Annotated in this window: 38 protein-coding genes; 1 reads left to right on the top strand and 37 read right to left on the bottom strand. The window is 67.0% G+C overall.

The genetic code is table 11. The features are described 5' to 3' along the window. Positions 1-36: 36 nt before the first annotated feature. The 4 genes from glmM to AB0G20_RS32400 form a co-directional block, all read right to left on the bottom strand. Positions 37-1,395, bottom strand: coding sequence for a phosphoglucosamine mutase (glmM, locus tag AB0G20_RS32415; protein ID WP_361308564.1), 1,359 nt, complete (start codon positions 1,393-1,395; stop codon positions 37-39). A gap of 166 nt (positions 1,396-1,561) precedes the next feature. After that, the gene (gene rpsI / locus AB0G20_RS32410; RefSeq protein ID WP_184849023.1) at positions 1,562-2,074 is read right to left on the bottom strand and encodes a 30S ribosomal protein S9; all 513 of its coding nucleotides are present in this window, start codon (positions 2,072-2,074) and stop codon (positions 1,562-1,564) included. Between the two features lie 42 nt (positions 2,075-2,116). Continuing rightward, positions 2,117-2,560 (bottom strand): 50S ribosomal protein L13, encoded by a 444-nt coding sequence (gene rplM / locus AB0G20_RS32405; RefSeq protein ID WP_010036634.1) that lies wholly within the window; start codon positions 2,558-2,560, stop codon positions 2,117-2,119. Between the two features lie 217 nt (positions 2,561-2,777). After that, entirely contained in the window at positions 2,778-3,089 is a 312-nt protein-coding gene (locus AB0G20_RS32400) for a hypothetical protein (protein ID WP_361308561.1), read from the bottom strand. Between the two features lie 74 nt (positions 3,090-3,163). On the opposite strand from AB0G20_RS32400, the gene AB0G20_RS32395 reads away from it, so the two are divergent. Next, positions 3,164-4,030 (top strand): hypothetical protein, encoded by an 867-nt coding sequence (locus AB0G20_RS32395; RefSeq protein WP_361308559.1) that lies wholly within the window; start codon positions 3,164-3,166, stop codon positions 4,028-4,030. A gap of 7 nt (positions 4,031-4,037) precedes the next feature. Here the strand turns inward: AB0G20_RS32395 and truA are convergent, their stop codons facing one another. From truA to AB0G20_RS32230, 33 genes are all read right to left on the bottom strand, one after another. Next, positions 4,038-4,892 (bottom strand): tRNA pseudouridine(38-40) synthase TruA, encoded by an 855-nt coding sequence (truA, locus tag AB0G20_RS32390; RefSeq protein ID WP_361308557.1) that lies wholly within the window; start codon positions 4,890-4,892, stop codon positions 4,038-4,040. A 139-nt stretch (positions 4,893-5,031) separates the two neighbouring features. Next, positions 5,032-5,517: a 50S ribosomal protein L17 gene (gene rplQ, locus AB0G20_RS32385; protein ID WP_031105230.1), complete on the bottom strand. Its 486-nt coding sequence runs from the start codon at positions 5,515-5,517 to the stop codon at positions 5,032-5,034. A 177-nt stretch (positions 5,518-5,694) separates the two neighbouring features. After that, the gene (locus tag AB0G20_RS32380) at positions 5,695-6,717 is read right to left on the bottom strand and encodes a DNA-directed RNA polymerase subunit alpha (RefSeq protein ID WP_003966937.1); all 1,023 of its coding nucleotides are present in this window, start codon (positions 6,715-6,717) and stop codon (positions 5,695-5,697) included. Between the two features lie 164 nt (positions 6,718-6,881). Next, positions 6,882-7,286, bottom strand: a complete 405-nt coding sequence (rpsK, locus tag AB0G20_RS32375; RefSeq protein WP_003956432.1) for a 30S ribosomal protein S11 — start codon at positions 7,284-7,286, stop codon at positions 6,882-6,884. Positions 7,287-7,350: 64 nt separating this feature from the next. Next, on the bottom strand, positions 7,351-7,731 hold the full coding sequence (rpsM, locus tag AB0G20_RS32370) for a 30S ribosomal protein S13 (protein WP_004984507.1): 381 nt from the start codon (positions 7,729-7,731) through the stop codon (positions 7,351-7,353). Between the two features lie 189 nt (positions 7,732-7,920). Beyond that, entirely contained in the window at positions 7,921-8,034 is a 114-nt protein-coding gene (gene rpmJ, locus AB0G20_RS32365; RefSeq protein ID WP_003974245.1) for a 50S ribosomal protein L36, read from the bottom strand. Between the two features lie 64 nt (positions 8,035-8,098). Next, the gene (gene infA / locus AB0G20_RS32360; RefSeq protein WP_003948620.1) at positions 8,099-8,320 is read right to left on the bottom strand and encodes a translation initiation factor IF-1; all 222 of its coding nucleotides are present in this window, start codon (positions 8,318-8,320) and stop codon (positions 8,099-8,101) included. Positions 8,321-8,560: 240 nt separating this feature from the next. Beyond that, positions 8,561-9,397, bottom strand: coding sequence for a type I methionyl aminopeptidase (map, locus tag AB0G20_RS32355; RefSeq protein WP_361308554.1), 837 nt, complete (start codon positions 9,395-9,397; stop codon positions 8,561-8,563). A 132-nt stretch (positions 9,398-9,529) separates the two neighbouring features. Then, entirely contained in the window at positions 9,530-10,192 is a 663-nt protein-coding gene (locus AB0G20_RS32350; protein ID WP_184909145.1) for an adenylate kinase, read from the bottom strand. Continuing rightward, a complete protein-coding gene (secY, locus tag AB0G20_RS32345; RefSeq protein ID WP_361308552.1) occupies positions 10,192-11,505 on the bottom strand; it encodes a preprotein translocase subunit SecY in 1,314 nt (437 codons plus the stop codon). The genes AB0G20_RS32350 and secY overlap by 1 nt, the downstream gene beginning before the upstream one ends. A gap of 235 nt (positions 11,506-11,740) precedes the next feature. Then, entirely contained in the window at positions 11,741-12,196 is a 456-nt protein-coding gene (rplO, locus tag AB0G20_RS32340) for a 50S ribosomal protein L15 (RefSeq protein ID WP_023547373.1), read from the bottom strand. A 2-nt stretch (positions 12,197-12,198) separates the two neighbouring features. Beyond that, the gene (gene rpmD / locus AB0G20_RS32335) at positions 12,199-12,381 is read right to left on the bottom strand and encodes a 50S ribosomal protein L30 (protein ID WP_005481207.1); all 183 of its coding nucleotides are present in this window, start codon (positions 12,379-12,381) and stop codon (positions 12,199-12,201) included. Beyond that, complete coding sequence (rpsE, locus tag AB0G20_RS32330; protein WP_030671799.1) at positions 12,381-12,989, bottom strand: 30S ribosomal protein S5; 609 nt, start codon at positions 12,987-12,989, stop codon at positions 12,381-12,383. The genes rpmD and rpsE overlap by 1 nt, the downstream gene beginning before the upstream one ends. Positions 12,990-13,030: 41 nt before the next feature. Beyond that, positions 13,031-13,414 carry a 50S ribosomal protein L18 gene (gene rplR, locus AB0G20_RS32325; RefSeq protein ID WP_007494754.1) on the bottom strand — a complete coding sequence of 128 codons (384 nt, stop codon included), beginning with the start codon at positions 13,412-13,414 and terminating at the stop codon, positions 13,031-13,033. Positions 13,415-13,417: 3 nt separating this feature from the next. After that, the gene (gene rplF, locus AB0G20_RS32320) at positions 13,418-13,957 is read right to left on the bottom strand and encodes a 50S ribosomal protein L6 (protein ID WP_033308964.1); all 540 of its coding nucleotides are present in this window, start codon (positions 13,955-13,957) and stop codon (positions 13,418-13,420) included. A 24-nt stretch (positions 13,958-13,981) separates the two neighbouring features. After that, on the bottom strand, positions 13,982-14,380 hold the full coding sequence (gene rpsH, locus AB0G20_RS32315; protein ID WP_030839654.1) for a 30S ribosomal protein S8: 399 nt from the start codon (positions 14,378-14,380) through the stop codon (positions 13,982-13,984). 213 nt (positions 14,381-14,593) lie between these two features. Continuing rightward, positions 14,594-14,779 (bottom strand): type Z 30S ribosomal protein S14, encoded by a 186-nt coding sequence (locus tag AB0G20_RS32310; RefSeq protein WP_003948630.1) that lies wholly within the window; start codon positions 14,777-14,779, stop codon positions 14,594-14,596. Between the two features lie 5 nt (positions 14,780-14,784). Further along, on the bottom strand, positions 14,785-15,342 hold the full coding sequence (rplE, locus tag AB0G20_RS32305) for a 50S ribosomal protein L5 (RefSeq protein ID WP_003992366.1): 558 nt from the start codon (positions 15,340-15,342) through the stop codon (positions 14,785-14,787). Further along, on the bottom strand, positions 15,342-15,665 hold the full coding sequence (rplX, locus tag AB0G20_RS32300; RefSeq protein ID WP_053674523.1) for a 50S ribosomal protein L24: 324 nt from the start codon (positions 15,663-15,665) through the stop codon (positions 15,342-15,344). Before rplX ends, rplE begins: the two co-directional genes overlap by 1 nt. Positions 15,666-15,667: 2 nt before the next feature. Beyond that, entirely contained in the window at positions 15,668-16,036 is a 369-nt protein-coding gene (gene rplN, locus AB0G20_RS32295; RefSeq protein WP_041985720.1) for a 50S ribosomal protein L14, read from the bottom strand. Positions 16,037-16,140: 104 nt separating this feature from the next. Next, positions 16,141-16,428, bottom strand: a complete 288-nt coding sequence (gene rpsQ, locus AB0G20_RS32290) for a 30S ribosomal protein S17 (protein WP_030839660.1) — start codon at positions 16,426-16,428, stop codon at positions 16,141-16,143. Then, on the bottom strand, positions 16,428-16,652 hold the full coding sequence (gene rpmC, locus AB0G20_RS32285; protein ID WP_003974259.1) for a 50S ribosomal protein L29: 225 nt from the start codon (positions 16,650-16,652) through the stop codon (positions 16,428-16,430). Before rpmC ends, rpsQ begins: the two co-directional genes overlap by 1 nt. Further along, positions 16,652-17,071 carry a 50S ribosomal protein L16 gene (rplP, locus tag AB0G20_RS32280; RefSeq protein WP_003992362.1) on the bottom strand — a complete coding sequence of 140 codons (420 nt, stop codon included), beginning with the start codon at positions 17,069-17,071 and terminating at the stop codon, positions 16,652-16,654. Before rplP ends, rpmC begins: the two co-directional genes overlap by 1 nt. Positions 17,072-17,076: 5 nt before the next feature. Then, positions 17,077-17,904, bottom strand: coding sequence for a 30S ribosomal protein S3 (gene rpsC, locus AB0G20_RS32275; RefSeq protein WP_030839666.1), 828 nt, complete (start codon positions 17,902-17,904; stop codon positions 17,077-17,079). Then, positions 17,904-18,251, bottom strand: coding sequence for a 50S ribosomal protein L22 (gene rplV / locus AB0G20_RS32270; RefSeq protein WP_248506981.1), 348 nt, complete (start codon positions 18,249-18,251; stop codon positions 17,904-17,906). The genes rpsC and rplV overlap by 1 nt, the downstream gene beginning before the upstream one ends. Before the next feature lie 42 nt (positions 18,252-18,293). Next, positions 18,294-18,575, bottom strand: coding sequence for a 30S ribosomal protein S19 (gene rpsS, locus AB0G20_RS32265; protein WP_003992359.1), 282 nt, complete (start codon positions 18,573-18,575; stop codon positions 18,294-18,296). A 12-nt stretch (positions 18,576-18,587) separates the two neighbouring features. Then, positions 18,588-19,424 (bottom strand): 50S ribosomal protein L2, encoded by an 837-nt coding sequence (gene rplB, locus AB0G20_RS32260; RefSeq protein WP_145867745.1) that lies wholly within the window; start codon positions 19,422-19,424, stop codon positions 18,588-18,590. 40 nt (positions 19,425-19,464) lie between these two features. Next, positions 19,465-19,884: a 50S ribosomal protein L23 gene (gene rplW, locus AB0G20_RS32255; RefSeq protein WP_361308546.1), complete on the bottom strand. Its 420-nt coding sequence runs from the start codon at positions 19,882-19,884 to the stop codon at positions 19,465-19,467. Further along, on the bottom strand, positions 19,884-20,540 hold the full coding sequence (gene rplD, locus AB0G20_RS32250; RefSeq protein ID WP_361308544.1) for a 50S ribosomal protein L4: 657 nt from the start codon (positions 20,538-20,540) through the stop codon (positions 19,884-19,886). Before rplD ends, rplW begins: the two co-directional genes overlap by 1 nt. A gap of 8 nt (positions 20,541-20,548) precedes the next feature. Then, positions 20,549-21,193, bottom strand: coding sequence for a 50S ribosomal protein L3 (rplC, locus tag AB0G20_RS32245; RefSeq protein ID WP_033308969.1), 645 nt, complete (start codon positions 21,191-21,193; stop codon positions 20,549-20,551). 17 nt (positions 21,194-21,210) lie between these two features. Further along, on the bottom strand, positions 21,211-21,519 hold the full coding sequence (rpsJ, locus tag AB0G20_RS32240; RefSeq protein WP_003948644.1) for a 30S ribosomal protein S10: 309 nt from the start codon (positions 21,517-21,519) through the stop codon (positions 21,211-21,213). A 640-nt stretch (positions 21,520-22,159) separates the two neighbouring features. Beyond that, complete coding sequence (locus tag AB0G20_RS32235) at positions 22,160-22,696, bottom strand: SMI1/KNR4 family protein (RefSeq protein WP_361308541.1); 537 nt, start codon at positions 22,694-22,696, stop codon at positions 22,160-22,162. Continuing rightward, the coding region (locus tag AB0G20_RS32230; RefSeq protein WP_361308539.1) for an RHS repeat-associated core domain-containing protein at positions 22,693-26,838 on the bottom strand (4,146 nt) is incomplete at its 5' end. The genes AB0G20_RS32230 and AB0G20_RS32235, both read right to left, overlap by 4 nt.

Here is a 26,838-nt window from a genome sequence, read left to right as displayed (position 1 = left end):
GCAGTCAACCGCAGCCCCCACCCCCGGCCCGGTTCACTAACCGAGCGCGGACTTCACCACGTCGGCCAACCGCCCCGCCACAGACCGAGCCTGCTCGATATCCGCCGCCTCGACCATCACCCGGACCAGCGGCTCGGTCCCGGAGGGACGGAGCAGCACCCGCCCGGTCTCTCCGAGCTCCCGCTCCGCATCCGAGACCGCCGCCGACAGCTCCGCGGACGTCCCCACCCGCGTCCTGTCGACATCCGGCACGTTGATCAGTACCTGCGGCAACCGCTCCATGACGGCGGCGAGATCCGCCAGCGTGCGCCCGCTCTGTGCCACCCGCGCCGCCAGCAGCAGCCCGGTCAGCGTCCCGTCGCCGGTGGTCGCGTGGTCGAGGATGATGACGTGCCCGGACTGCTCGCCCCCGAGGGCGAACCCGTGCTCCTTCATCTCCTCCAGCACGTACCGGTCACCGACGCCGGTCTGCACCAGCCGGATGCCCTCGCGCTCCATGGCGAGCTTGAACCCGAGGTTCGACATCACCGTGGCCACGACCGTGTCGGACCGCAGCACGGACCGCTCCCGCATCGCCAGCGCGAGCACGGCGAGGATCTGGTCCCCGTCCACCTCCGCGCCGGTGTGGTCGACGGCGAGGCACCGGTCGGCGTCACCGTCGTGCGCGATGCCGAGATCCGCCCCGTGCTCGACGACGGCGGCCTTGATCTTGTCCAGGTGCGTCGAACCGCACCCGTCGTTGATGTTGAGCCCGTCCGGCTCGGCCCCGATCGTGACGACCTCGGCACCGGCCCGCTGGAACACCTCCGGCGACACCCGGGCGGCGGCGCCGTGCGCCTCGTCGAGGACGACCTTCAGCCCGTCGAGCCGGTTGGGCAGGACACTCAGCAGATGCGCGACGTACCGGTCGGAGCCCTCTTCGTAGTCGCGTACGCGGCCCACCCCGGACCCGGTCGGCCGGTCCCACGGGGCGCCGGTGCGGTGCTCCTCGTAGACGGACTCGATGCGGTCCTCCAGCTCGTCGGCGAGCTTGTGCCCACCGCGGGCGAAGAACTTGATGCCGTTGTCGGGCATGGCGTTGTGGCTGGCGGAGAGCATCACACCGAGGTCGGCGCCCAGCTCCCCGGTCAGAAACGCCACGGCGGGCGTCGGCAGCACGCCGACCCGCAGAACGTCCACGCCGGCGCTGGCGAGACCCGCGACCACGGCGGCTTCCAGGAACTCCCCGGACGCACGGGGGTCACGCCCGACCACGGCCCTCGGCCGGTGTCCCTCGAACGTGCCCGCCTCGGCCAGTACGTGTGCCGCGGCCACGGAGAGGCCCAGGGCCATCTCCGCCGTCAGATCCGCGTTGGCGACACCGCGCACGCCGTCCGTGCCGAAGAGTCGTCCCACAGTGGTGTCCTCCGAATTGCTGAAGAGAATGCGGCTCACATCCCCGAGTGCACCCCCTGAGACTGTCCGGGGGCTGTAGGGGTTGTGTAAACGAAACCGCCCCGGCAGCACAACCGTGCCGCCGGGGCGATCGTTGCGAAGCCAGTCGCAAGGACAGGCGACGCGATTAGCGCTTGCTGTACTGCGGAGCCTTGCGGGCCTTCTTCAGACCGGCCTTCTTGCGCTCGACCGCACGGTCGTCGCGCTTGAGGAAGCCGGCCTTCTTCAGCGGGCCGCGGTTGTTGTCGACGTCCGCCTCGTTCAGCGCACGGGCGACACCGAGACGGAGCGCACCGGCCTGGCCGGAGACGCCGCCACCGGAGATGCGGGCGACGACGTCGTAGCGGTCGTCGAGCTCGAGCACCTTGAACGGCTCGTTGACTTCCTGCTGGTGCACCTTGTTCGGGAAGTAGTCCTCGAGGGTGCGACCGTTGATCTTCCACTTGCCGGTGCCCGGGACGATCCGGACACGGGCGATGGCGTTCTTGCGACGGCCCAGGCCGGCGGCCGGCTGGGGCTCGCCGAAGCGGGACGCCATGGACTCCGAGGTGTACTCACCCTCGACGGGGACCTCGGACTCGGTGGTGTAGCTGTCGATGTCGACTTCTTCGAGCGGCTGCTCGGCAGTGGTCTCGGCCACGATTCTCCTCAGATTCTCTTCAGGCTTAGGGGGTGGCCGGACTTACTGCGCGACCTGGGTGATCTCGTACGGCTGCGGCTGCTGCGCGCCGTGCGGGTGCTGGTCACCCTTGTAGACCTTCAGCTTCGAGAGCATCTGACGGCCCAGCGTGTTCTTGGGGAGCATGCCCTTGACGGCCTTCTCGATGGCCTTCTCGGGGTTCTTGTCGAGCAGCTCGTCGTAGCGGACCGAGCGCAGACCACCCGGGTAGCCGGAGTGGCGGTACGCCATCTTCTGGGTCCGCTTGTTGCCGGACAGGTGCACCTTGTCCGCGTTGATGATGATGACGAAGTCACCAGCGTCGACGTGCGGCGCGTAGATCGGCTTGTGCTTGCCCCGGAGGAGCGTCGCGGCAGTGGTGGCGAGACGGCCCAGGACAACGTCCTGAGCGTCGATGACGTGCCACTGGCGCGTCACATCGCCGGGCTTGGGGCTGTACGTACGCACGGTTCGTAGCCTTCGCTTCGAGTGAATGGTCCATAACTGGTCACCGAAACGATCACGACAGCCTGGACCGCACTGCGGCGACGCATACCGCGTACGTGGGGTCGCTGGTCATCGGCCCGGTGGACCGGTGTAAGGGCCCGTCCCGTGAGAATGAGCAAGCCAATACACAACGAACAAGCAGAATACCGGGGTACACCACAAGGGTCAAAACGCGGTATCACCGCAGCCGCTCGGTCACGGAAACGCACAGGGCGGCACAGAACGTGACGGCTCTCCGCAGCGTACGCCGTCGCAGCGGCCGTACGTACGGAAACACCGACGAAAGCGCCACATCGACGACGACCGCCGCGCACCACCGCACCACGGATCCGCCACCGCGCGGCCGGCGGCACGCACCCAGCGCCCCCACCACGACCGACGTCCACACCCCGGCCGCGAGGGCCGGCCACGACAGCAGACACACCAGCAGCACCACGGCCGGCAGCAGTCGCCCCAACCACCCGGAGATGTCGCCTTTGCCCGTGCGCATGGGAGGAACGCTAGGGGTTGGAGAGCCGATCCAGGCGGACCAGCACACCCCTTGTCCCGTCTAAGATGCGCCCCATGAGCTTTGGGCAGGGGGGACCTCAGTCCCAGTGGGATCCCTGGAAACCGCAGTCGCAGCAGCCCTGGAGCAGCGGGGGCGGCCAGTCGCCGGACTGGGCAGCGCTCGCTGAAGCCTCCGAGGCCCGCAACAAACGACGCCGGGTGCTGCTGATCGGCGGTGGCGCGCTGGCCACGGTCGCGATCGGCACGGCCGTCGCGGTGGCCGTCGTCTCGGCGGGCGGCGACAGCAAGGGGAACCCGACCTCCCTGCCGTCGGCCGACATCCCGAGCCAGACCGCCTCGGCCCCGTCGTTCGCCCCCACCAGCGCCCCTCCCCCGCTGGACCCGAAGGACTTCATCGCCAGCGCGAAGAAGGACAAGGCCCCGCTCAGCCCGGCCACCCTCTTCCCGGGCACCCAGCTCACCATGGGCGAGACGGTCTACAAGAAGGGCCCGACGGCGGACACCAGGAGCTGCGCCTCGGCGGCCGGCGGCACCCTGCCCAAGATCCTCACCGGGAACGACTGCACCCGCCTGATACGCGTGACCTACGTCAAGGACCAGATGGCGGTGACGGTCGGGGTGGCCGTCTTCGACACCGAGGCGCAGGCTGCCAAGGCCAAGGGCCAGAGCACCAAGAAGAGCTTCATCAAGTCGCTCTCCGGCGGCGGCGTGAAGCCCTTCTGCGAGTCCGGCTTCTGCCGTACGACCAGCAACTCCTACGGCCGCTACGCCTACTTCACCAACGCCGGCTTCACCAACGGCAAGGACGTGACGCCCAAGGACACCGCGGTCTACAAGACCGGGGACGACCTGGCCCAGTTCACGTTCAACCAGATCCGCCGCCGCGGCGAAGCCCAGGCCTCGGCCGCGGCCGACGAGTGACCGGACGTCAGCAGCAGCCGGCCGACGGCAGCGACCGCTTGTTGCGCGCCTCCTTGCTGCGCGCTGCGAGCAGTTCGTCGGCCGGGTAGCCGACCTCCTCCAGCGTCAGCCCGTGCGGCCGTACGACGTGCACGGCCGAGTCCCGCACACCGGCCGCCAGCACCTTGCCCGGCCAGTCGGCGGGCCGGTGTCCGTCCCCGACGAACAGCAGCGCCCCGATGAGCGAGCGCACCATGTTGTGGCAGAAGGCGTCGGCCCGCACGGTCGCGGTGATGATCCCGTCGTCGCCCCGCACCAGGCTGAGCTCCTGGAGCGTGCGGATGGTGGTCGCCCCCTCCCGCTTCTTGCAGTAGGCGGCGAAGTCGTGCTCGCCCAGCAGCCCCCGGGCAGCCTCGTTCATGGCCACCACGTCGAGGGGCCAGTCGTGCCACAGCACATGGCTGCGCAGCAGCGGGTCGACGCCCCCGGGGTTGTCGGTGACCCGGTAGGCGTACCGCCTCCAGACCGCCGAGAAGCGGGCGTTGAAGCCACTGGGCGCCTCCCTGAGGGCCCAGACCCGTACCTCCCGGGGCAGCCGGCCTGCGAGGCGCTTCAGCAGCTTCTGGTGGTGCTCTGCCCACACCTCACGCGGCAGATCGACATGAGCGACCTGCCCCCGCGCGTGCACGCCGGCATCGGTACGCCCCGCGACGGTCAGCTCGTACGTCTCCCGCGACCGCGTCACGGTCCGCAGAGCGTCCTCGATCTCGCCCTGCACGGTCCGCCGCCCCCCGGCCTGCTTGGCCCACCCGGAGAACTCGCTCCCGTCGTAGGACAGATCGAGCCGGACACGAACGCGGCCGGGTGCCACTTCTTCACTCACGTACAGATCCTCTCAGAACACAAAAGCGGGCCCGCTCCCGAAAAGGAACGGACCCGCCAACGCCCTAAAGGGGCGCGGGAACTGCGCGGACAACCACGACGGAGTCGCAGCCGCAGGCGAACAGCCCCCGGCAGAACGCTTACGCGTCCTTGGACTCCTCGGCGTCCTCGGCCTTGGTCGTGTCGACCTGAGCCTCGGCAGCCTCGTTGTCCTTGGCGGCGCGCTTGGTCGCGGCCTCGGCCTCGCCCGTCGCCTCCTGCGCCACCGTCAGCGCCTCGACCAGCTCGATGACAGCCATGGGCGCGTTGTCGCCACGGCGGTTACCGATCTTGGTGATACGGGTGTAGCCACCCGGACGGTTCTCGTAGCGCGGGCCGATCTCGGTGAAGAGCGTGTGCACGATGCTCTTGTCCGTGATGACCTGGAGCACCTGACGGCGGTTGTGAAGGTCGCCCTTCTTCGCCTTGGTGACCAGACGCTCGGCGTACGGACGCAGCTTGCGCGCCTTCGCCTCGGTGGTGGTGATGCGGCCGTGCTCGAAGAGCGCCTTCGCGAGGTTCGCGAGGAGGAGCTTCTCGTGCGCGGCGCTGCCGCCCATACGGGCACCCTTGGTGGGCTTCGGCATGGAACTTCTCCTAGGTGTCTGCCCCGGCCGTATCAGGTACCGGGGTCAGTATCCGAGCGAGCGGGTTTGCCCGTCGGAGATCCAGGCCCCCCGCAGGGGGCCTGGAAGGGGCGCGGGGAACTGCGCGATCAAGCACAGCGCACCCGCACCCGAGTACGGACCGCAAGGCCCGAGCTCTTAGTACTGCTCGGTCTCCACGAAACCGGCGTCCGCGTCGTCGTCCGCGCCGAAGGCGTCGGCCGCAGCGGTCGGGTCGAATCCGGGCGGGCTGTCCTTGAGCGCGAGGCCCATGCCGGCCAGCTTCGCCTTGACCTCGTCGATCGACTTCGCACCGAAGTTGCGAATGTCGAGCAGGTCGGCCTCGGAACGGGCGACGAGCTCACCCACGGAGTGGATGCCCTCGCGCTTGAGGCAGTTGTAGGAGCGGACCGTGAGCTCCAGCTCCTCGATCGGCAGCGCCAGATCGGCGGCCAGGGCGGCGTCCGTGGGCGACGGGCCCATGTCGATGCCCTCGGCGTCGATGTTGAGCTCGCGGGCCAGACCGAACAGCTCGACCAGGGTCTTACCGGCGGACGCCATGGCGTCACGCGGGCGCATGGCCTGCTTGGTCTCGACGTCGACGATCAGCTTGTCGAAGTCGGTCCGCTGCTCGACACGCGTGGCCTCGACCTTGTACGTGACCTTGAGCACCGGCGAGTAGATCGAGTCGACCGGGATGCGGCCGATCTCCTGGCCGACCTGCTTGTTCTGCACGGCGGAGACGTAACCGCGGCCACGCTCGACCGTGAGCTCCATCTCGAGCTTGCCCTTGCCGTTGAGCGTGGCGAGGACCAGGTCGGGGTTGTGCACCTCGACACCGGCCGGGGGCGCGATGTCGGCGGCGGTGACCAGACCCGGACCCTGCTTGCGCAGGTACATCACGACCGGCTCGTCGTGCTCCGAGGAGACGACCAGCTGCTTGATGTTGAGGATCAGGTCGGTGACGTCCTCCTTGACGCCCGGCACGGTGGTGAACTCGTGCAGCACGCCGTCGATGCGGATGGACGTGACCGCCGCACCCGGGATCGAGGAGAGGAGGGTCCGGCGCAGGGAGTTACCGAGGGTGTAACCGAAGCCCGGCTCCAGCGGCTCGATCACGAACCGGGAGCGGAATTCGTCGACGACCTCTTCGGTCAACGAGGGACGCTGAGCGATCAGCATGTGGTGAGTCCTTCAGTCAGGGGCACCCGCTATTTGATGCCCTTGCCGCCGGGCGGCAGCCCGATATGTGTTGCAGTTACAAGGGTACGGGCGATATGGCCCCGAAGAGCCATACCGCCCGAAAACCTCAGACCGACAAGCGGCCGTACACCCGCCCCGAAGGGTCAGACGCGACGGCGCTTCGGCGGACGGCAGCCGTTGTGCGGGGTCGGGGTGACGTCCTGGATGGAGCCGACCTCGAGGCCCGTGGCCTGCAGGGAGCGGATCGCGGTCTCACGACCGGAACCCGGGCCCTTCACGAACACGTCGACCTTGCGCATGCCGTGCTCCTGGGCGCGGCGGGCAGCCGACTCGGCGGCCATCTGCGCGGCGAACGGCGTGGACTTCCGGGAGCCCTTGAAGCCGACGTGGCCGGCGGAGGCCCAGGAGATCACGTTGCCGGACGGGTCCGTGATCGAGACGATCGTGTTGTTGAACGTGCTCTTGATGTGCGCGTGGCCGTGAGCGACGTTCTTCTTTTCCTTGCGGCGCACCTTCTTGGCAGCGCCCTGACGACCCTTGGGGGGCATCTATAACTCCTACGGGAGGTGGTCGGTCCTACAGCGAAGACCGTGGACAGGCGTCCGCTGTGGACTACTTCTTGCCCGGCTTCTTCTTGCCGGCGATGGCGCGACGCGGACCCTTGCGGGTACGAGCGTTGGTGCTGGTGCGCTGACCGCGGACGGGCAGACCACGACGGTGACGCAGACCCTGGTAGGTACCGATCTCGACCTTGCGGCGGATGTCGGCCTGGATCTCGCGACGGAGGTCACCCTCGGTCTTGATGTTGTTGTCGACGTACTCGCGGATCGCGACCAGCTGCTCCTCGGAGAGGTCCCGAACACGGGTGTTCGGGTCCACGCCGGTGGCGGCCAGCGTCTGCTGGGAGAGAGTCCGGCCGATGCCGAACACGTAGGTGAGGGCGATCTCCACGCGCTTTTCGCGCGGGATGTCAACACCGGAAACGCGTGCCATTCAATGGCTCCAGTTACTTGTCGGAGGTCTTCCGCAGAACCGACTCCCAGCCGCCGTACCAGGTACGAACTGGGTCCCCAGCCTCCGAACCGGGGGTGTCAGGCGAAACGCGTCCGCCTGGGTCCTGCGTATGAACATATTCAGCTTGCGTCGCGCGAATCTCTGCGATGCAGAGGGATCGGTCGTGCGTCAGCCCTGGCGCTGCTTGTGGCGCGGGTTGTCGCAGATGACCATGACCCGGCCGTGACGGCGGATCACCCTGCACTTGTCGCAGATCTTCTTGACGCTCGGCTTGACCTTCATGTTGAGGTTCTCCGGGTCAGTGCCGGCAGCCCCGACGCACGCGGCGGCGAGGCACAGGCAAGATCTACTTGTAGCGGTAGACGATCCGGCCACGCGTCAGGTCGTACGGAGACAGCTCCACCACGACCCGGTCGTCAGGGAGGATGCGGATGTAGTGCATGCGCATCTTGCCGCTGATGTGTGCCAGGACCTGGTGGCCGTTCTGGAGCTCGACCTTGAACATGGCGTTCGGAAGAGACTCGACGACAGTGCCCTCGATCTCGATGGCACCTTGCTTCTTGGCCACGCTTCGCCCTTCGAATCGACTACCTTGATCGACTCTGTGCGAACCGCATGCAGACATGCGGGTACACAAGAGCCGACGAGTCAGTCTACGACAGGGCCCTCCGAAACACGAATCGGGGAAGTCTGCCCCAGCACGAAGGTCTTTAAGCGCCCCGAAAGGGGCGCGGGGAACTGCGCGAACAACCACGACGAACCCGCGGCCGCCGGACGACTCGACCGTTCACCCCGGAGGGCGCGGCACTCAGCCCAGCGGATCCGGCGCGGCCACGATCCCCAGCTCGGCGAGCTTCGCCTTGCCCCCGTCGGGAGACGTCAGCACCAGCGGCCCCTGCTCCGTCAGCGCGACCGAGTGCTCCCAGTGGGACGACCAGGTGCCGTCCGTCGTGATGACGGTCCAGTCGTCCTCGAGGACCTCCGTCTTCGGCGTCCCCAGGGAGACCATCGGCTCGATCGCGAGGCAGAAGCCGGGCACCAGCTTCGGGCCCTTGCCGCGCCGCCGGTCGACGTAGTTCAGCAGGTGCGGGTCCATGTGCATCTCGGTGCCGATGCCGTGGCCGCCGTAGTCCTCGATGATCCCGTACTTGCCGCCGCCGGGCTTGGGCTGGCGGCGGATGTACGTCTCGATGGCCCGGGAGACCTCGACCAGGCGGTTGCCCTGCTTCATGGCGGCGATGCCGGCCCACATCGACTCCTCGGTCACCCGGGAGAGCTCGACGAGCTCCGGAGCGTGACCGGAGCCCACGAAGGCCGTGAAGGCGGCGTCGCCGTGCCAGCCGTCGATGATCGCGCCGCAGTCGATGGAGATGACGTCCCCGTCCTTGAGGACGACGTCGTCGGACGGGATGCCGTGGACGACGACCTCGTTCACGGACGTGCAGATCGTCGCCGGGAAGCCGCCGTAGCCGAGGAAGTTCGGCTTGGCGTTGTGCTCGGCGAGCACCTTGCGGGCGACCTGGTCCAGATCCTTCGTCGTGGCCCCGGGTACGGCTGCCTCACGGGTCGCCGCGTGAATGGCCGCGACGACCAGCCCCGCCTCACGCATCTTGGCGATCTGCTCGGGGCTCTTGATCTGCACCATGGGAGCTACGGCCTTTCTGGACCTTCGGCGACTGCGAACGCCTTCAACGATACGGGGCCGCGTGCCGGACCCCGCCCACACAGCAGCCGCGGCTCCCCGAGGGGAACCGCGGCCGTAGCTGCGTACGGACGACTACTTGTCGTCCTCGCCACGCTTCAGCGCCTCCATGGCGCGGGTCGTGACGTCCTCCACCTTGCCGAGCGCCGAGATCGTGACCACGAGGCCCTGGGCCTTGTAGTAGTCGATGATCGGCTCGGTCTGGGTGTGGTAGACCTCCAGGCGCGTGCGCACCGTCTCCTCGGAGTCGTCGTCGCGCTGGTACAGCTCGCCGCCGCAGACGTCGCAGACGCCTTCCTTGGCCGGCTGCTTGTACGTCACGTGGAAGACGTGCGAGGAGTCGTTGCGGCAGATGCGCCGGCCGGCGATCCGCTTGACGACCTCGTCCTCGGGGACCTCGAGGTCCAGCACCGCGTCGAGCTGCATGCTCTCGGTCTCGAGGAGCTCGTCGAGCGCCTCGGCCTGCGAGACATTGCGAGGGAAGCCGTCCAGCAGGAAACCGTTCTCGGCGTCCGGCTGCTCCATGCGGTCCTTCGCCATCGCGATGGTGACCTCGTCGGGCACGAGATTGCCCGCGTCCATGTAGGACTTCGCCAGTTTGCCGAGTTCCGTCTGCCTGCTGATGTTGGCCCGGAACAGGTCGCCCGTGGAGATGTGCGGGATCGACAGGTTCTTGGCCAGGAACGCGGCCTGCGTTCCCTTACCGGCACCCGGCGGCCCGACGAGGACGATACGCATCAGCGGAGGAACCCTTCGTAATTGCGCTGCTGGAGCTGGCTCTCGATCTGCTTCACGGTCTCGAGACCGACACCCACGATGATCAGGATGCTGGTCCCGCCGAACGGGAAGTTCTGGTTTGCCCCGAAACCAGCCAACGCCATCGTCGGCACGAGAGCGATCAGTCCCAAGTACAGCGAACCCGGCCAGGTGATCCGGTTGAGTACGTAGCTCAGGTACTCAGCGGTCGGTCGGCCAGCCCGGATGCCCGGGATGAAGCCACCATACTTCTTCATGTTGTCGGCGACTTCCTCGGGGTTGAACGAGATCGCCACGTAGAAGAACGCGAAGAAAACGATCAGCAGGAAGTACGTGGCGATGTAATACGGGTGGTCGCCCTTGACGAAGTGTTGCTCGATCCAGGTCTTCCAGCCCGAGGTGCCTCCGGCGAACTGAGCGATCAGCGCCGGGATGTAGAGCAGCGACGAGGCGAAGATGACGGGGATCACACCCGCCTGGTTCACCTTGAGCGGGATGTAGGTGGACGTACCGCCGTAGGAACGGCGGCCGATCATGCGCTTGGCGTACTGCACCGGGATACGGCGCTGGGCCTGCTCGACGAAGACCACCAGGCCGACCATGACGAAGCCGACCACGATGACCGTGCCGAACTCGATCCAGCCGCCGGCCAGGGAGCCCTCCTGCTTGATGGCCCACAGCGCGGACGGGAAGGTGGCGGCGATCGAGATGAACATCAGGATCGACATGCCGTTGCCGATGCCGCGGTCGGTGATGAGCTCACCGAGCCACATCACGGCCGCCGTACCGGCGGTCATCGTGATGACCATGGTGATGGTGACGAAGATCGACTGGTCGGGGACGATCTGGCTGGCCACCGGGCAGCCCGTGAACAGCGCGCCGCTGCGGGCGGTGGCGACGAGGCCGGTGCCCTGGAGAATGGCGAGGGCGATCGTCAGGTAACGGGTGTACTGCGTGATCTTCGCCGTACCGGCCTGGCCCTCCTTCTTCAGGGCTTCCAGGCGCGGGATCACCACGGTCAGCAGCTGCAGAATGATGCTCGCCGTGATGTACGGCATGATGCCCAGCGCGAAGATCGTGATCTGCAGCAGCGCGCCACCGCTGAACATGTTGACCAGACCGAAGAGACCCTGGTTGGCCTGGGCGTTGTCGATACACGTCTGAACGTTCCGGTAGTCGACACCTGGAATCGGAACGTGCGTACCGATCCGGTAGACCACGATGATGGCGAGCGTGAAGAGCAGCTTCTTGCGCAGGTCGGGCGTCTTGAACGCCCGGGCGAACGCGGTGAGCACGGTGCCTCCTGCGACCCCCGCGCAACTGCGTCAAGGGTGACGGTCTTGAGGTTCGACGAATAGGTAACGGTCAACTGCCGCTCAGAGTGCCCGAAGTGAAGCACCCTGTGAAAAGAGGGCAGTGCAAGCCACCTTACCGGCGAGACTGCCGCCCTAGGAACGACCAACCGGGGATACCCCATTTGTGGGGTATCCCCGGTCGGGATCGCTCAGGTCATCGAGACGCCTGTGGTGTTCAGACGAGCTCGGTGACAGTACCGCCGGCGGCGGTGATCTTCTCCTTGGCGGAGCCGGAGACGGCGTCGACCGTCACCTGCAGCGCCACGGAGATCTCGCCCTGGCCGAGGACCTTGACGAGGCTGTTCTTGCGAACGGCACCCTTGGCCACCAGACCCTCGACGGTGACCTCGCCACCCTCGGGGTAGAGCGCGGCCAGCTTGTCGAGGTTCACGACCTGGAACTCGGTCTTGAACGGGTTCTTGAAGCCCTTCAGCTTCGGGAGACGCATGTGGAGGGGCATCTGGCCACCCTCGAAGCGCTCCGGAACCTGGTAACGGGCCTTCGTGCCCTTGGTACCACGACCGGCCGTCTTACCCTTCGACGCCTCACCACGACCGACACGGGTCTTCGCGGTCTTGGCGCCCGGGGCGGGACGGAGGTTGTGGATCTTGAGCGGGTTCTGCTCCGCCATGATCAGTCGACCTCCTCGACCGTCACGAGGTGGCGGACGGTGTGCACCATGCCGCGGAACTCGGGGCGGTCCTCCTTGACGACCTGCGTGTTGATGCCCTTGAGACCAAGGGAACGCAGGGTGTCACGGTGGTTCTGCTTGCTGCCGATGTACGACTTCGTCTGCGTGATCTTGAGCTGAGCCATTACGCAGCACCAGCCCCGGCACGCGCACGCAGCAGAGCCGCGGGAGCGACGTCCTCGAGGGGCAGACCACGGCGAGCCGCGATCTCCTCGGGACGCTGCAGGCCCTTCAGGGCCTCCACGGTCGCGTGCACGATGTTGATCGCGTTCGACGAGCCGAGCGACTTCGACAGCACGTCGTGGATACCGGCGCACTCCAGGACGGCACGCACGGGACCACCGGCGATAACACCGGTACCCGGCGAAGCCGGCTTGAGGAGAACGACGCCGGCAGCCTTCTCACCCGTGATCGGGTGCGGGATGGTGCCCTGGATGCGGGGGACCTTGAAGAAGTGCTTCTTGGCCTCCTCAACGCCCTTGGCGATGGCGGCCGGCACCTCCTTGGCCTTGCCGTATCCGACACCCACGGTGCCGTCACCGTCGCCCACCACGACCAGCGCGGTGAAGCTGAAGCGACGACCACCCTTCACAACCTTGGCGACGCGGTTGATCGCGACTACGCGCTCAACGTACGCGGTCTTCTCGGCGGCAGCAGCGCCGCCGTCACGGCCCTTCCGGTCCCGCCGCTCGCCGCCACCGGCACCGCCACCGCGGCGCTGGGGTCCAGCCATTGGAATTACCTCTCTCTGTTTCCGCTAGCTACGGAACCGACTCAGAACTTGAGTCCGGCCTCGCGGGCGGCGTCCGCCAGGGCGGCGATGCGCCCCGCGTACTGGTTACCACCACGGTCGAACACGACGGCCTCGACACCGGCGGCCTTGGCGCGCTCGGCGACCAGGGCGCCGACCTGCTTGGCCTGCGCGGACTTGTCGCCCTCGCCACCGCGGATCGAGGTGTCCAGGGTGGACGCCGACGCAAGGGTGTGACCCTTGATGTCGTCGATCACCTGGGCCACGATGTGGCGGTTCGAGCGGGTAACGACCAGACGCGGACGCTCCGCCGTACCGTTGATGTGCTTACGGATCCGGATGTGGCGGCGCTTGATCGCGGCGCGCTTGTAGGCGTCGCCCTTAAGGATCTTCTGTCCGTATGCCATGGCTTACTTACCCGCCTTTCCGACCTTGCGGCGGATGACTTCGCCCTCGTACTTGACGCCCTTGGCCTTGTACGGGTCGGGCTTGCGCAGCTTGCGGATGTTGGCCGCAACCTCGCCGACCTTCTGCTTGTCGATGCCCTCGACCGAGAAACGGGTCGGGGACTCCACCTTGAAGGTGATGCCCGCGGGGGCCTCGACCAGGATCGGGTGGCTGTAGCCCAGGGAGAACTCCAGGTTGGAGCCCTTGGCCACGACACGGTAACCGACACCGCTGATTTCGAGCTTCTTGACGTATCCCTGGGTCACACCGGTGATCATGTTCGCCACCAGCGTGCGGGACAGGCCGTGCAGGGCCTTGCTCTGCCGCTCGTCGTTCGGCCGCAGCACCTGAAGGGTGCCGTCCTCGGCCTTCGCGATGTCGATCGGCGCGATGACGGTGTGGGTCAGTTCGCCCTTGGGGCCCTTGACCGCGACCGTACGGCCGTCGATGGTGACGTCCACGCCGGCGGGAACCGGGATGGGGAGCTTGCCGATACGCGACATTGCTGTCTCTCCTCCGTTCCCGAATTACCAGACGTAGGCGAGGACTTCCCCACCCACGCCCTTCTTCTGCGCCTGCTTGTCGGTCAGGAGCCCGTGCGACGTGGAGATGATGGCCACGCCCAGGCCGCCCAGAACCTTCGGCAGGTTGGTGGACTTCGCGTACACCCGGAGACCGGGCTTGGAGATCCGCTTGATGCCCGCGATGGAGCGCTCACGGTTGGGGCCGAACTTCAGCTCCAGGACGAGGTTCTTGCCGACTTCGGCGTCCTCGACCTTCCAGCCCGTGATGAAGCCCTCCTGCTGGAGGATCTCCGCGATGTGCGACTTGATCTTCGATGCCGGCATCGTCACGGAGTCGTGGTATGCCGAGTTCGCGTTCCGCAGACGGGTCAGCATGTCTGCGATCGGATCAGTCATGGTCATGAATTGGCCTTCGGCCTCTCTCACCGGGGTTTCCTGGTGCGCCATCCCTCTCCCCGATCCGAGACGGGACGGGTGCGGCGCGGTGGACCTACGGCGTAGTAAGTCGTAAGGGCGGCGGCAGACGCCCAACCCCACAAGCCTAAGGCATGTGAGCTGGACGTCCTGCCGCCCCAGATGCTTACCGAGAGCCCTGCGAATCCCTTATTAGGGGGATTACCAGGAGCTCTTGGTCACGCCCGGCAGCTCGCCACGGTGAGCCATCTCACGAAGGCACACGCGGCAGAGGCCGAACTTGCGGTACACGGAGTGCGGGCGGCCGCAGCGCTGGCAGCGGGTGTAGCCACGCACACCGAACTTGGGCTTGCGAGCAGCCTTAGCGATCAGAGCCTTCTTCGCCATCTCGCTCACGCCTCCTTGAAGGGGAAGCCGAGGTGACGAAGGAGCGCGCGGCCCTCAGCGTCGTTGGTCGCCGTGGTCACCACGGTGATGTCCATACCCCGGGTGCGGTCGATCTTGTCCTGGTCGATCTCGTGGAACATGACCTGCTCCGTGAGACCGAAGGTGTAGTTGCCACGGCCGTCGAACTGCTTGGGGGACAGGCCACGGAAGTCGCGGATGCGCGGCAGCGCGAGCGACAGGGTGCGGTCCAGGAACTCCCACATGCGGTCGCCACGGAGCGTGACGTGGGCACCGATCGGCTGGCCCTCACGCAGCTTGAACTGCGCGATGGACTTGCGGGCCTTGGTGACGGCCGGCTTCTGACCGGTGATCGTGGTGAGGTCCTTGATGGCACCCTCGATCAGCTTGGAGTCGCGGGCGGCGTCGCCCACACCCATGTTGACCACGATCTTGACGAGACCGGGGATCTGCATGACGTTCTCGTACTTGAACTCGTCACGCAGCTTGCCCGTGATCTCCTCACGGTACTTCTGCTTCAGACGCGGGCTGGTGGTGGTCGTCATCAGATGTCCTCACCCGTCCGCTTGGCAACGCGGATCTTGTTGCCTTCGTCGTCGAAGCGGTAACCGACGCGGGTCACGACCTTGTTGCCGTCCTTCTCCACGACCAGCTGGACGTTGGAGACGTGGATCGGCGCCTCGGTGGTGACGATGCCGCCGGCCTGCGAACCGCGAGCCGTCGGACCGGCCTTGGTGTGCTTCTTGACCCGGTTGACACCCTCGACCAGGACACGCTCGTCGCGCGGGTAAGCGGCGATGACCTTGCCCTGCTTGCCCTTGTCCTTACCGGTGATGACCTGAACCAGGTCGCCCTTCTTGATCTTCATGCTCACAGCACCTCCGGCGCGAGGGAGATGATCTTCATGAACTTCTTCTCGCGCAGCTCACGGCCGACCGGGCCGAAGATACGGGTGCCACGAGGGTCGCCGTCGTTCTTGAGAATGACAGCGGCGTTCTCGTCGAAGCGGATGTACGAGCCGTCCGGACGGCGGCGCTCCTTGACGGTGCGAACGATGACCGCCTTGACGACGTCACCCTTCTTCACGTTGCCACCGGGGATCGCGTCCTTGACGGTGGCGACGATGACGTCACCGACACCCGCGTAGCGGCGACCGGAGCCACCGAGCACACGGATGCAAAGGATCTCCTTCGCACCAGTGTTGTCGGCGACACGCAGTCGCGACTCCTGCTGGATCACGTCTATCTCCTGATTGTCTGCCGGTTCCCGGGGAGAAGCGTGAATGACTCACGCTTCTCCCCGAGCCTGGCGGAACGATGCCTAGGGGGTCCCCCTAGGAGGGATTACTTGGCCTTCTCGAGGATCTCGACGACGCGCCAGCGCTTCGTCGCGGACAGCGGCCGGGTCTCCATGAGGAGGACACGGTCGCCGACACCCGCGGCGTTCTGCTCGTCGTGGGCCTTGAGCTTGCTCGTACGGCGGATGACCTTGCCGTACAGCGCGTGCTTGACGCGGTCCTCGACGGCGACGACGACGGTCTTGTCCATCTTGTCGCTGACGACCAGGCCCTCGCGGGTCTTGCGGAAACCGCGGTCCGTCTTGGTCTCTTCAGTCACGTTGCTCTCGCTCATCAGGCGCTCTCCACCGTCTCGATGCCCAGCTCGCGCTCACGCATCAGGGTGTAGATCCGCGCGATGTCCTTGCGGACGGCCTTGAGCCGACCGTGGTTCTCGAGCTGACCCGTCGCCGCCTGGAAGCGGAGGTTGAACAGCTCTTCCTTGGCCTCGCGAAGCTTCGCGAGAAGCTCCTCGTTGCCCAGCTCGCGCAGCTCAGACGCCTTGGTACCGGCCGACATCACGCTTCACCTGCCTCGCGCTTGACGATCTTGCACTTCATCGGCAGCTTGTGAGCCGCACGGGTCAGGGCCTCGCGCGCGATCTTCTCGTTGGGGTACGACAGCTCGAACATCACACGTCCGGGCTTGACGTTGGCGATCCACCACTCCGGAGAACCCTTACCGGAACCCATGCGGGTCTCGGCGGGCTTCTTGGTGAGGGGGCGGTCCGGGTAGATGTTGATCCAGACCTTGCCGCCACGCTTGATGTGGCGGGTCATCGCGATACGAGCCGCCTCGATCTGGCGGTTCGTCACGTAGGCCGGGGTCAGCGCCTGGATGCCGTACTCGCCGAACGCAACCTGCGTGCCACCCTTGGACATGCCGTTGCGCTTGGGGTGGTGCTGCTTGCGGTGCTTGACCCTACGGGGGATCAGCATGACGGTCAGGCCTCCGTTCCGGTGCTCTCAGCCGGAGCGGCGGCGGGAGCCTCAGCCTTGGGGGCCTCGGCGCCGGCAGCCTGCTGCGGCTTACGACCGCGCCCGCCACGCTCGCCACCGCGGCCACCACGGGCCGGGCGGTCGGCGCCACCACGGGCCGGGCGGTTACCCGCACGGGCCGCAGCGTTCTCGGCGCGGACCTCGGCGATGTTCTTGACGTCGCCCTTGTAGATCCAGACCTTCACGCCGATGCGGCCGAAGGTCGTCTTGGCCTCGAAGAAGCCGTAGTCCACGTTCGCGCGGAGCGTGTGCAGGGGCACACGGCCCTCGCGGTAGAACTCCGAGCGGGACATCTCGGCGCCACCGAGGCGGCCACCGCACTGGATCTTGATGCCCTTGGCGCCGGCCTTCATCGCCGACTGCATGCTCTTACGCATGGCGCGGCGGAAGGAGACGCGGGAGGAGAGCTGCTCGGCGACGGCCTGGGCAACCAGCTGAGCGTCGGTCTCGGGGTTCTTGACCTCGAGGATGTTCAGCTGGACCTGCTTGCCCGTGAGCTTCTCGAGGTCACCGCGGATGCGGTCGGCCTCGGCGCCACGGCGGCCGATGACGATGCCCGGACGAGCGGTGTGGATGTCCACACGCACGCGGTCACGGGTGCGCTCGATCTCGACCTTGGAGATGCCGGCGCGCTCCATGCCGGACGTCATCATCCGACGGATGGCGACGTCTTCCTTGACGTAGTCCTTGTACAGCTTGTCGGCGTACCAGCGCGACTTGAAGTCGGTCGTAACGCCGAGCCGGAACCCGTGCGGGTTTACCTTCTGGCCCATTACCGGGTTCCTTCCTTGCTGCTGACGACCACGGTGATGTGGCTGGTCCGCTTGCGGATCCGGTAGGCGCGGCCCTGGGCGCGCGGCCGGAACCGCTTCAGGGTCGGGCCCTCGTCGACGTAGGCCTCGGAAATGAAGAGGCTGTCGACATCGGTGTGGTCGTAGTTGTGCGCGGCGTTGGCGATGGCGCTGTCCAGCACCTTGCCGACCGGCACGCTCGCGGCCTGCGGGGCGAAACGCAGGACCGCCTGAGCCTCCGTGGCGTTGAGGCCACGGATGAGGTCCACCACACGGCGGGCCTTCATGGGCGTGACGCGGATGTACCGCGCCTGGGCCCTGGCTTCCATGGTTGTCCTTCCAGTGTCTGTCATGGTCATTCCACCCCGCGCTTAGCGGCGCTTCGACTTCCGGTCGTCCTTGACGTGACCCCGGAAGGTGCGCGTCGGCGAGAACTCGCCGAGCTTGTGGCCGACCATCGACTCGGTGACGAACACCGGAATGTGGGTCTTGCCGTTGTGCACCGCGAGCGTGTGGCCGAGCATGGCCGGCACGATCATCGAGCGACGGGACCAGGTCTTGATGACGTTCTTGGTACCGGCTTCGTTCTGCGCGTCCACCTTCTTGATCAGGTGGTCGTCGACGAAGGGTCCCTTCTTCAAGCTACGAGGCATCTCAACCCGTCCTTAGCGCTTCTTGTTCGTCTTGCGGCGGCGGACGATGTACTTGTTCGACGCCTTCTTGGGCGAACGAGTACGGCCTTCCTTCTTGCCCCAAGGGGACACCGGGTGGCGACCACCCGAGGTACGGCCTTCGCCACCACCGTGCGGGTGGTCCACCGGGTTCATGACCACACCACGCACGGTCGGGCGAACGCCCAGCCAGCGCTTACGGCCCGCCTTACCCCAGTTGATGTTGCTCTGCTCGGCGTTGCCGACCTCGCCGACGGTGGCGCGGCAGCGCACGTCGACCAGGCGGATCTCACCGGACGGCATGCGGAGGTGGGCCATCGAGCCCTCCTTCGCGAGCAGCTGCACCGAGGCGCCGGCGGAGCGGGCGAACTTCGCGCCGCCGCCCGGACGCAGCTCGATGGCGTGCAGCGTGGTACCGACCGGGATGTTGCGCAGGGCAAGGTTGTTGCCCGGCTTGATGTCGGCCCCGGGACCGTTCTCGACGCGGTCACCCTGCTGCAGGTTGCGCGGGGCGAGGATGTAGCGCTTCTCGCCGTCGGCGTAGTGCAGCAGCGCGATGCGCGCGGTGCGGTTGGGGTCGTACTCGATGTGCGCGACCTTCGCCGGCACGCCGTCCTTGTCGTGACGACGGAAGTCGATCACGCGGTAGGCGCGCTTGTGGCCACCACCCTGGTGGCGGACGGTCACACGACCGGAGTTGTTACGGCCACCCTTGCTGTGCAGGGGGCGGACCAACGACTTCTCCGGCGTGGACCGCGTGACCTCGACGAAGTCGGCGACGCTCGAGCCACGACGGCCCGGCGTAGTCGGCTTGTACTTGCGGATTCCCATTTCTCAGTCCTCGTCCGATATCGGACGATCCGGACCGCCCTCAGGCGGTCGGACCGCCGAAGATGTCGATACGGTCGCCCTCAGCGAGGGTCACGATCGCGCGCTTGGTGGACGCGCGCTGGCCGAAGCCGGTGCGGGTCCGCTTGCGCTTGCCCTGGCGGTTGATCGTGTTGACCCCGGTGACCTTGACCGAGAAGACCGACTGCACGGCCTGCTTGATCTGGGTCTTGTTGGCGTCCGGGGCGACGATGAACGTGTACTTGCCCTCGTCGAGGAGCGCGTAGCTCTTCTCGGAGACGACCGGCTTGAGCAGCACGTCACGGGGGTCCGTGAAGGACTTGCTCAGCGGGGTCTCGACGGTGTTCTTGCCCTCGGCGGCGTGGCGGCGCGCCTTGGCGACGCGCGCGGCCTTGGCCTTCTTCGCCGCCTTGGAGGCGATAGCGGGGTGACGGATAGCCATCAGACCTCGCTCCCTTCGGTGTCATTGGCCTTCGGGCCGGACACGAAGGACTCGAAGGCGGCCTGGGTGAAGACCACGTCGTCCGAGACGAGAACGTCGTACGTGTTCAGCTGGCCCGGCTCCAGGATGTGGATCTGGGGCAGGTTGCGGGCGGACAGCCACGCGGCCTCGTCGGCGCGGTCGACGACCAGGAGCAGGTTCTTGCGCTCCGAGATCTTGCCGAACAGCGTCTTGGCGGCCTTCGTCGACGGGTTCTCACCCTCGACGACGCCGGAGACGACGTGGATGCGGTTGTGGCGGGCCCGGTCGGTGAGGGCGTGACGCAGCGCGGCAGCCTTCATCTTCTTGGGCGTCCGCTGCGAGTAGTCACGCGGCACGGGACCGTGCACGACGCCACCACCGGCGAACTGCGGCGCGCGGGTCGAACCCTGACGGGCGCGGCCGGTGCCCTTCTGGCGGTACGGCTTCTTACCGCCACCACGGACTTCACCGCGACGCTTGGTCTTGTGCGTGCCCTGGCGGGCAGCGGCGTTCTGCGCGACGACGACCTGGTGGATCAGCGGAATGCTGATCTTCTCCACGCCGAAGATCTCCGCGGGGAGCTCGACGCTACCGGTCTTCTCGCCTGCAGGCGAAAGGATGTCAACAGTGCTCATCGGTTACCTCAGGCCCCCTTGGCCGCGGTGCGGACCAGGACGAGGCCGCCGTTCGGACCGGGAACCGCGCCCTTGATGAGCAGCAGACCCTTCTCCGCGTCAACGGCGTGGACGGTCAGGTTCTGGGTGGTGACACGCTCGTTGCCCATGCGACCCGCCATGCGGAGGCCCTTGAACACGCGGCCGGGGGTGGCACAGCCACCGATGGAACCGGGGGAGCGGTGCTTGCGCTGGGTGCCGTGTCCGGCGCCGAGGCCCTTGAAGTTGTGACGCTTCATGACACCGGCGAAGCCCTTGCCCTTGCTCTTGCCGGTCACGTCGACCTTGATGCCGGCCTCGAACACCTCAGCGGTGATCTCCTGGCCGAGGGTGTACTCGCTGGCGTCAGCGGTACGGATCTCGACGAGGTGGCGGCGGGGAGTGACGTCGGCCTTGGCGAAGTGGCCCTTGAGGGGCTTGTTCACCTTGCGCGGGTCGATCTCGCCGAACGCGATCTGGACGGACTCGTAGCCGTCGACGTCGTTCGTGCGGACCTGGGTGACGACGTTGGGGCCGGCCTTGACGACGGTGACCGGAACAACACGGTTGTTCGCGTCCCACACCTGCGTCATGCCGAGCTTCTCGCCCAGGATGCCCTTGATCTGCTTAGCCATCGTTCAGATCACCGGCCTCAGAGCTTGATCTCGATGTCGACACCGGCCGGGAGGTCGAGTCGCATCAGAGAGTCAACGGTCTTGGGGGTCGGGTCGAGGATGTCGATCAGGCGCTTGTGCGTGCGCATCTCGAAGTGCTCGCGCGAGTCCTTGTACTTGTGCGGCGACTTGATGACGCAGTACACGTTCTTCTCAGTGGGCAGCGGCACCGGGCCTGCGACCGACGCACCAGTACGCGTCACCGTCTCGACGATCTTCTTCGCCGAGCTGTCGATGACCTCGTGGTCGTAGGCCTTGAGCCGGATGCGGATCTTCTGTCCCGCCATGGCTACTAGTAGTCCTGTCTCTCGTAACGCTCTGGAACCCGGCGTTCCAGCCCTTCTGTCCGACCCACGCGGTCGGGCGTGTCGCTCTTCCGCTGACACAGATGTCCCTTGTTCGAACACCCCTGCAGGGATTGCGCACGGCCCTTCCGGAACCGCAGGCCGGGACCTAGAAGGCCACCGGGTGCCTGGCCGGTGCCGCACTGACGCTTCCCGAAAGATTCCCGTACGTCCGCCCCAGCGCTGCCGTGGTGGCAGTTAGGGCGACGAGTACTGTGGGACTCGCTTCCGGTCCTCCCGGCGGGAGGCGCGCAGCATCAACACTCGACCGAGCAACTCGGACAGTCTGCCATATGGGGCAGGGGCGACGCCAATCGAGCCGAGGAGAATACCCCGGGGGTGACGTAGGTCAAACCGGGGTTGGAGTACTCATGGTCGTACCGCACAGGGACGCATGGTCCACGCTGGGCAGGAAGATACTGCGCGAAGAGGTGCAGATCACGGACGCAGCCTGCCCCAACTGCGGTGCGCGCGATCTCGCCGTCCGGGAGATGGGGCGTCGCGACAGTCCCACCGGTTACGCCGAGGTCAAGTGCACCACCTGCGGACACGGAATCTACGTGGCAGGGCCACTCTCAGGTGATCAGCGGCGGCGCGGATCCGGAGCAGGGTAGGGAGAGAACACGGGCTCTCGGGGGAAGACCTGCGGAAAGACATCCACGTGATGTGCACCGGACATCACCGCAGCCAGGAAGGCGACGATCCCGCCTTCGAAGTGCGGCCACTTCATGTTGCGCGCACCGTTGGCCGTGATCGTCCAGGAATTCGGCTCATCCTCCGGACGGGTCACCCAGTAGATCGTGTCGCCATTGTCCGTCGCCCCCACGGCCAACAGCTCGTCGGTCTCGTACGGGATGTTCCCGCCCCTCTCCCGCGCCTGGTCCAGGATCTCCGCGGCCCGCTCCGAGGACTCCAGGAGACGGGTCATGGCGAAGGGGGATTCCGGCTGGAAGATGTGCAGGAAGTCATCGAAGGATCCCGGCCCGTACCGCTCGACGAGCCACTTGTAGTCGTCCGGCAGTGCTACGCCCAGGGCCTCCTCGATTCCGGCCCAGTCGACCTGGATCTCGACGCCGCCGGGCGGCGGCACGATGCGCAGGAGTTCGTCGCGTGCGGTCACAACACCTCCGTCTCTCCGAAGCCGAACATGCCGGCCGGATTTTCCAGAACACGATCCAGTGCGAATCCTCCGTCACCCCGCGCCCGGATGGTGAGCTGATGCGGCGCGACGTCGCCCGGCTGAGGGTAGTGCGCCCGTACCTGGTAGGTCACCGTCTCCCCCCTGTCCACGGCGTCGTAGACCAGCTGCTCGATCTCGTCCCGCATGATGGGGGTGTTCGTTGGGTCCTGGGTCAGCGTCACCAGGTTCTCCTCGAGGTCGCCCGAGCCACCGAGCCGGTCGGCCAGCAGATGGCCGCGGCCTTCGTTGTAGTTCCGGCCGTGACCGCTCCAGCCGGACGGATGGATATTGGGGTTCGCCGCCGTACCGGAGTTCAGGATGTCCCTCGTGAGCACCGCGTCGACGCCGGTCGCACGTCCCTCCGCGTCGAGCGGCAGGTAGTGGACCTGACCGTTGTGCGCGTACACCCCGTTGCACGGCCCCAGACCCATCGGATCCAGCCATGTCCAGGGGTTCGACACATAGGTGGCGGGGTTGAGGGCCAGGGTGAGCCCCAGGGGGTCCGGGGAGGCGTACCGGGCCGTCTCGGGGTCGTAGTAGCGATGATGGTTGTAGTGCAGCCCGGTTTCCGGGTCGTGGTACTGACCGGGAAACCGGAGTGGGGTATGGGCGGTGCTCCCCGCCGACCACGCGGTCACTCCCCACAAGGTCCGGCGGGACCGCCAGGCCACGGCCCCGGACTCGTCCACCAGTTCCGTGGGAGTCCCGACGAGGTCGGTGATGATGGCGAAGAAGCGGGCGTCGATCTCCCGCTGGCTCGTGGCGTCGGTGATGCGCTCGGTCTGCGCCAGCGGACGTAGACCGTCGTGGTCCCAGGTGAGAGTGACCGGGTGGGGCAGACCTGTGGCGACCGTGGTCTGCTCGGTGAGGACCGGACCGTCCCAGACGAAGTAGGTGACCTCGGTCGCCGTCAGGCCGTCGGGTGCCATCCTCTCCTTGGACAAACGGCGCCCGAAGGGGTCGTAGCGGTACCGCCAGACCGTCCCGTCGGGCGTGGTGACGGACGTCAGACGGTCCTCGGCATCCCAGGTGTAGGTCCACACCTCCGGTCTGCGCGACAGCCGGCTCCTGCGTCGCACGATCACACGGCCGGCGCCGTCGTGCTCGTACCGCACAGAGCCCGCGCGCATGAGCCGGGTTCCCCGGACCGTCCGCGGACCCTGCGCCTCCTCGCCCCCGTGCTGGGCGGGCCACCTCGCGTCGGTCTGGTTCCCGGCCGGGTCGTAGGCGTAGGACTCGGTCCACTGCTCGGCGCGCACCTCGGTGACCCGGCCCACGGGGTCGAGCCGCAGCGCGGTCGGTCCGGTGTGCGAGTCCTCGATCCCTACGAGGTGGCCGTCCGGCCGGAACGTGTAAGCGTGCCGCTGCACCGTCTCACCGGCAATGGAAAGGCTCTGCCCGGCGAGCCGACCTGCCGGGTCCCAGCTTTGTTCCAGCGTGGGCGAGCCGTCCACAAGACGTGAGACCTCGTGTCCCGACGCGTCATGAGCGAAGGTGAGACTGTGGCCGGAGGTCGTGAGTGTGACCATCCGGCCCGCTACGTCGTACACGTAATCAGCCACCGCGCCCCCCGGAGTGGTGCGCCCCGTGCGGCGTCCCCGGGCGTCGTAGCGCGTATGGAGCGTGCGACCGTTCACGGTCTCGGCGACCACCCGTCCGGCACGGTCCCGCTGCCAGGAAAGGTCGCAGTCCGGGCTGACCACGCGGCGCAGCAGGCCCGTCCCGTCGTACTCGTATGACGCGACCGTGCCCGCCGCGTCCTTGGCGAGGGTGCGGCCGACCTCGTCGAGCGTGTAACGGACCGTTTCTCCGAGCGGGTTGGTACGGGCGACGAGCCGCCCGGCGGCGTCCCGCGTATAAGTCACCCTGCGGTCGTCGAAGTCCTTTTCGCCGACCAGCCGCCCTGCGGCGTCGTACGCGTACTCCCAAGTCAGCCCCTGCGGGTTGGTGACACGGGTCAGCTTCAGGGAGGGCGAGTACGAGAATTCGTATCGCGCCCCGTCCGGGTCCGTACGGGCACTCAGCAGGTCGAAGTGGGTGTACTCGTAGCCCGTGACGCCACCGTTTGCGTCAACATGGCGTACGCAGTTGCCCTCTCCGTCGTACTCCCAGCGCTGTTCCGTTCCATCGGGACCGACGACGTGGGCGATCTTTCCTTCCGTCGTCCACGTACAGCGGGTGACGTGACCCAAGGCGTCTGTCACGGACGCGATGCGGCCGAAAGCGTCGTACTCACGCTTCACCCGATGGCCGAGCGGGTCCGTGATCTCTGTGGTCTGGCCCGCCGGGTTGTTGCGAAGGTACGTGGTGGACCCCAGCGCATCGGTGACGGCGACGAGCCCGCCCGCACGGTCGTACGCGTAGTGCGTCGTGGCTCCGAGCGGATCCCTCAGGGCGATGCAGTTGCCCCTGCTGTCGTACGCCCGGGTCAGTGTCGCGTCGTCCGAGACAACGACCGTGGCGAGTTGTCCCGTCTCCGTGTGCGAGTAATGGGTCGTCCGACCGTCGGCACGGACCACCGCGACGACCCGGCCTACCTGATCGCGTGTGAAACGGGTGGCGTGTCCGAGAGCGTCGGTCACGGCCACCAACCGCTGGTCCTGGTCGTACTCGGAGCGGGTCACTCCCCCACACGCATCGATCTCGGCCTCGATCAGGTACCGGTCATTGACGACAAAGCGTGTCACCTCGCCTTCCGAGTTGGTCAGGCTTGTGATGCGCCTGCCCGGCCAGGCCTCGTCGGTTCCGTCGTACTCCAGCGTGGCGGCCATGTGCCCGGCCTCACCGCTCTGTGCGACACAGCGGTCACGCGCGTCGTATGTGTAGCGATAGGTGCTGCCGTTGGTGTCCGTCCACGAGGTGAGGCGCAGTCGTTCGTCGTAACTCAGTCGCAGAGGCAGGCCCGAGGAATTGATGATCTCTGTGAGGCTGCCGTCCGTGTAGCCGTACCGCATGATCTCGACGTCCGAGCCATCGTCGGCGGCACCTGCCAAGTGCAGTGCGGTCACTCGATGATCCTCGGTGGTGATCCGCACGTGGTAGCCGCCTGTGTGCCTCAACGCCGCGGGCGCACCGTCCGGTGTGTAGTCGAAGTCGACGGCGTTGCCGTGGCGGTCGGCGATCCGCACCACTGAGGCGACGCCACAGACTGGTGCACCGAACCAGCGCTCGATACCCGTCGCCGGGTCTTCGACACGGTAGCCGCCGTCCTCCAGCCGGTTGAGCGGCCAGTCGGGTCCCACCTCGGGATGGACCGGACTGCCCGGGCCGATGGGGTGCGGGTACGAGAACAGCCGGCCGTCCTCGGCGACGAAGAGGACGCCGCGCTCGTCAATCTCCAAATGCTGGTCGACGGTGGACGACCAGGACGGGCCGAACCACCAGCCGATCCCGTACCCCGACTCGCTGCGCCGCGTGAAGGTCAACGGCAGGGTCCCGGGCAGCAACACGTCGGCCTGGGAGAGGAACATCCGACCGGTGGCCATGTCGATCGGGTCGCCACAGCCGCGTATACGCGCCTTGAGGCGTCCAAAAGCGTCCTTGCCGCCTGCCAGGGCGTTGTCCAGCGTGCCGCGCGCACTCTTGCCGAGCCCGCGCAGGGCCAGTCCCATGCCCTTCAGGCCACCTCGCATTGCGGCGACGCCGCCCTTGAGTCCCTTGGCGAGGCCGCCGAGAGTGGTCAGGCCCTTGAAGCCGGGTATGCAGTCCAAGGCGGCGAAGGCCACGTCCCAAAGGGAGGCTTGGCCCTTGGAGTACTTGTAGAGCGTGTCGGCCAGCACCACGAGAGCCGCGATCAGCACGATCGCGCCCAGGATCGGCCCCCCGATGATCATCGCGACGATCCCGACCACCGCGACGACAACCTTGCACACCATCACGATGGTGTCCCAGTTGTCGACGAACCAGTCGCCGACCTCCTCCCACCACGACCGGTTCTGAATGCCGGCGTCGGAGGCCTCGTCGATCTTCGACTTCGCCTCCCGGGCGGCCTCGTCACGCATCTTGCGCGCATCCGCGGCCATCTTCTTGGCGGCAGCCAGGGCGTCCTGCGCGTCCGAGACATCCGACTGGGCCTTCGACTG

Source organism: Streptomyces sp. NPDC024017 (assembly GCF_040638895.1).
GTDB lineage: Bacteria > Actinomycetota > Actinomycetes > Streptomycetales > Streptomycetaceae > Streptomyces.
The sequence above is the reverse complement of the archived record's forward strand: the minus strand, read 5'-3'. Positions and strand labels throughout refer to the sequence as shown.